3 protein-coding genes and 1 pseudogene are annotated in these 4,855 nt (G+C 35.9%); all 4 read left to right on the top strand.

Going from position 1 to position 4,855, the window contains the following annotated elements; genetic code table 11:
• Positions 1 to 395 (top strand): cytosine permease (locus V7137_RS23110; RefSeq protein WP_335700244.1); only part of this gene is annotated, 395 nt, incomplete at its 5' end.
• A 460-nt stretch (positions 396 to 855) separates the two neighbouring features.
• Positions 856 to 1,185, top strand: coding sequence for a DUF1904 family protein (locus V7137_RS23105; RefSeq protein WP_335700243.1), 330 nt, complete (start codon positions 856 to 858; stop codon positions 1,183 to 1,185).
• Between the two features lie 348 nt (positions 1,186 to 1,533).
• Positions 1,534 to 2,565 carry a LacI family DNA-binding transcriptional regulator gene (locus tag V7137_RS23100; protein WP_335700242.1) on the top strand — a complete coding sequence of 344 codons (1,032 nt, stop codon included), beginning with the start codon at positions 1,534 to 1,536 and terminating at the stop codon, positions 2,563 to 2,565.
• A 421-nt stretch (positions 2,566 to 2,986) separates the two neighbouring features.
• Positions 2,987 to 4,855, top strand: a pseudogene (locus tag V7137_RS23095) (family 43 glycosylhydrolase); the annotation flags it as partial.

Raw genomic sequence — 4,855 nt, 5'->3', positions numbered from 1 at the left:
CTATTTGGGGTCAGGGAAATTTCTTGTCCAATTTTATCAACTTTATCTTATTTATTAGTTACTTTTTAATTCCATGGACAGCCATTAACCTCATTGATTTTTACGTCCTGCGTCACTGGGAGTATAGTATTAAAGATATTTTTGATTTAAATGGGAAGTACGGAAAAGTAAACAAAATTACTGCTATATCGTTCCTCGTTTCTATTATCGCCGAAGTTCCATTTATGAACACCTCTTTCTATGTAGGACCTGGTGCGAAAGCAATGGGGGGAGCCGATATAGCCTGGATATTAGGATTGGTGGTTCCATCAGTACTCTATTATGTATTGATGAAAAGAAAATTGAAGGATCCGGTCCAGGTACCAATCCCGTATGAAGAGAGTAAAACATCGTAAAATTAGTTAAGTAATGAAGTAGAAAATAGATTTATTTTTTAAGGGATAGAGAGCGGGAATATGTGATTCCTTTTCTATCCTTTTTTTGTTCACTAGACTTCTGAAGTACCGATTACCTTAATTAAATCCTTTCAAACATTTGGATCTGCACCCCAAAAAACAGGAAAATCTTATTTGGAAAATATCTTTATGAGAAAAGAGGAATTACTTTGAGTAAGAAATTTGAAATTCCTAACCCCAATTCGATGCCCAGATTTTCGGGAATCCATAGTTTTATGAGATCACCTTACCAGCAGGAAATAGACCAAAAAGATTTTGTCATTCTGGGTTCATTACAAACCTCCACTTAAATAATGGTATAATATTCCTGGGCTAATAATAGCAAAAGTTAAAGAGGATTGAATACAAGGAACTTTATACTTGAAATGTACAAAGTATTCATTTTATGGGAGGAATTGAAATGCCGCAATTAATTTTTAAAGGAATTACAGTTGATAAAGTAAAAAAAATTAGTGCTCCTTTGGTTCAGGAACTAGCAGACCTTTGTAATTGTGAAACTGACAATTTCACATTAGAAATAATCCACTCTACTTTTGTTTTTAATCAAGACGAAGTCCCTGGATTTCCATTCATAGAAGTGAAATGGTTTGATCGTGGCCAGGAAATTCAGAATCAATTTGCAAAAATTATGACGAAACACATTCTTTCACTTGGTATTCCCGAGGTGGAAATTGCCTTTACTGTATTTCTAGAGTCTGCTTATTATTTGAATGGTAAGAATTTCGAATAATAATATTTTTTGATAGACCATTAGAACCAAAAATTTTGTTAAAGATTTAAAATCTGAAGGTTAAGAAATTATTAATCAGATGGGGGAATTTAGGTTGATAGTGCCAGACACCACCCAGGTTATGTAGCGGGGAATTAAGAGGTTGATTCAATTTCAAATAATTGGGTGTGGAAAGAGAAGCGTTGATTTTGACCAAACTAAATATTTTTTCTTTAACCGCTCCTGGCTATTTTTAATTTATCAAGAAGATATAATGATAAAAATCCTTTTTTCATAAAAGAATTTCCAGTATGATAAAAATAGCTTTAATGCCCATAAAATCAATTAAGGTCAGATAGGTGATTGTGATTGAAACATAATGTAACAGTATATGATATTGCTAAAGAGGCGGAAGTGTCGGTATCGACGGTTTCTCGCGTTTTAAATGGGACAGCACCTGTTAAAGAAAGTACACGAGAAAAAATCATGGCTCTGATTAATAAATACCAATTTCAGCCTAATGCGTTAGCAAGAAGCCTTACAAAAAAGGAAACAAAAATGATTGGTGTTATTCTCCCTGACATTACCAACCCATTTTTTCCTGAAGTTTTTTGGGGGGTGGAAAATGAGGCGAATAGTAAAGGATACACATTTTTCTTATGTAACACTTCTGGCCAACCTGAATTAGAATCTCAAAGTCTAACTATTCTTAGAGAAAAACAAGTCGATGGGATTATTTTTATGGGTGGACGAATCAACCTGTCCAATTGCTCACAAGAATTGGCAAAAGAAGTTGAAGATATCGCCAAAAAGATTCCAATCGTTCTGGTCAATGGAAATCTTCCTGGTAGCTCCTTACACAGAGTAATCATAGATGAGGGCAAAGGTGCCGAAATGCTCACACATCATTTAATTGATTTAGGTCATAATGATATAGCGTTTTTTGGTGGATATAATTATGTGTCTACCACTACACAAAAGGTCAAAGCTTTTAAAAAAATGATGAAAGCCAATGGATTAAAAGTACCAAATGAATGGATTTTATATGGAGATTTTTCTATGGATGCAGGAAAAAAGATGATGGCTGAAATTTTAAAAAAAGAGAAAATACCAACTGCCATATTTTGTGTAAATGATGTGACGGCCGTTGGGGCCGTCAAAGTAGCAGTAGAGGCTGGTTTAAAAATTCCTGAAGATATGGCTATCGTTGGCTTTGATGATACGATTCTTGCCATTACAGTCATTCCCGAACTAACGACGGTCTCACAAAAGAGCTTAGAACTTGGAAAAAATGCAGTGAATGTCCTGCATAAATTAATCAATAATGAAAAAGTAAAAAAGGTAACCGTGATCGAACCTAAACTTGTAATTAGGAACAGTACTTTACCAAAAAATCGCTAAGTTAAACCAAGTTGGATAAAGGATATTGACACATCAAAAATCAGCATGTACTATTTACTTATCAGTTGTTTGAAAATTATGTATATTTAAAAAGTGCGCTTGATTTTTTTTGCTTGTTAATGAAACCGATTTCATGAAATGGGTTTCATTAATAAAAGAACTCTAACTTGAAAGGGGTGGTTATTCTATAATGATTGTCCTAAGGTATTGAACAATGGAAATGGATAAAACATTTCCATTGTTTTGGTCCTCTTAGAATAAACATCTATGAAACAATCGTTCTATCGAGATTTATTGAAAATAGTAAGGAGGGGTATAGTTGTTAAAGAAAAACAAAATATTTTCAACTCTTTTGGCTTTGATCCTCATTGTTTTACCCGCGTTGTCAACTAGTAAACCTGTTTCTGCTGATACTGTGAATATGGATTCAGATATTCTGTATTTTGTAAATGCAGGTGATGGCACACCTGGCACCGTTGAAGGAACTGACAAAATGGGTCTTTATTCTAGTAAAACGGAGCAGATGTATGGTGAAGATGAAGTTACAGGGAAAAAGTGGGGTTTGGTAACCACTACTAGTGGTACTAGTGGTTCTAGTAGCAGTGATAAATTAGGATCTCTTCGATATTATAATGGTCCGCAAGTCCGTGATAAGGCATTAGTATATAAATTCGAATTGCCCAATGGTGACTATGACCTTACTCTAGGATTCAAAAATCCATGGAGTGGACGAAGTGTCAATATTATCAGTGAGGGACAAAATCTATCAAATGGAGATTATGATATTGGAAGCAATTCCACGGTAAAAGAGGTCGAATATCAACAAATTACTGTTAACGACGGAGAATTAGAAGTTAAGATCCAGGGACCTTCTACAGGAAGCTTATCAAACTATAATGATCCACTCGTTAATTACATTATTGTCAAGAAGTACCAAGCGATTCCTCTTTTTGATTTGGAAACAAAATTAGCATCTGCAAAAGAAGAAGCGCAAAAAACAGAAACTTACACTAAATACAGTTTAGCGGAACTTAATAAAGCCATTGAACAGGCAGATGATTTGGTTAAAAATATCAATGAAAATGGGTTAGATATTAACACGAAAACAGTTCAGGCACAAATACGGGCAAGTTTGAAGAACTTAGATACGGCATTAGCAGGACTTATCGTATTCGCTCCAAACGATTCTTTTCGACCTGGACAGGTTTGGACAGATACATATGGTGCTCCAATCCAGGCACATGGCGGCGGTATCATGTATGACGAGGAAACGAAGAAATATTATTGGTACGGTGAAGATAAAACCAACGGATACCTTCCCGCTAGAGGCGTTAGGGTTTATTCATCAACAGATCTTTATAACTGGAAAGACGAAGGACTCGCTCTAACAGCAATAGAATCGATGGACCAATTTGAAACAGATCCACTTATCTCCAAACTTTATGAAGGCAGAGAAGATAAAGCTGATATTAAAAATGATATAGGTACAGACAGGATTATTGAAAGACCAAAAGTAATCTATAATGATAAAACAAAGAAATATGTGATGTGGATGCATACCGATGGTCCATCTGTTACGTCAAATGCAAACTATGCAAAGGCGGAAGCAGGCTATGCATTAAGTGATTCTCCTACTGGACCTTTTGTCTATCAAGAAAGTAATCGTATGGACCGAGTTCCTGAAGGTGCGGAATATAATGGACAGCCAAACCAGCCTGGTATGGCACGTGATATGAACTTGTTCAAGGATGACGATGGTACAGCCTACCTAATTTATTCCAGTGAAGAAAACATGACGATTTATATTTCGAAATTGAATGATTCCTATACGGATATCGTAGGCTGGCATAAGGACGGCAAGGTCGAACGCGATACCACATACAAATCTGTCTATGGTGAGGATTATGTAAGAGTATTTCCAGGTGCACAGCGTGAGGCACCTGCGATGTTTAAATATAATGGAAAGTACTATTTAATAACTTCTGGTGCGACAGGATGGGCGCCGAATTCAGCAAGATATACGGTTGCTGATGACATATTCGGAGAATGGAAGCCTATGCGCGATCCTGCAATAGGTGAGAAAGCTTCCACAACATTTGATTCACAAAGCACCAATGTTATTACAATTGATGCTAAAAAAGGAAAATTTATATTTATGGGTGACAGATGGAAGGAAAGCGATTTAAAGGATTCTCGATATATTTGGCTCCCAATCGAATTTGGCCAAGGAGACGAAATTAGTTTGCAATGGCTTGACGAATGGAAACTGGATACTCTAGACAGAATGGGG

It is taken from the genome of Neobacillus drentensis (assembly GCF_036962765.1).
Taxonomy (GTDB): Bacteria; Bacillota; Bacilli; order Bacillales; family Cytobacillaceae; genus Neobacillus; species Neobacillus drentensis_C.
Note: the sequence above shows the minus strand (reverse complement) of the source record. Positions and strands in the feature narration are given on the sequence as shown.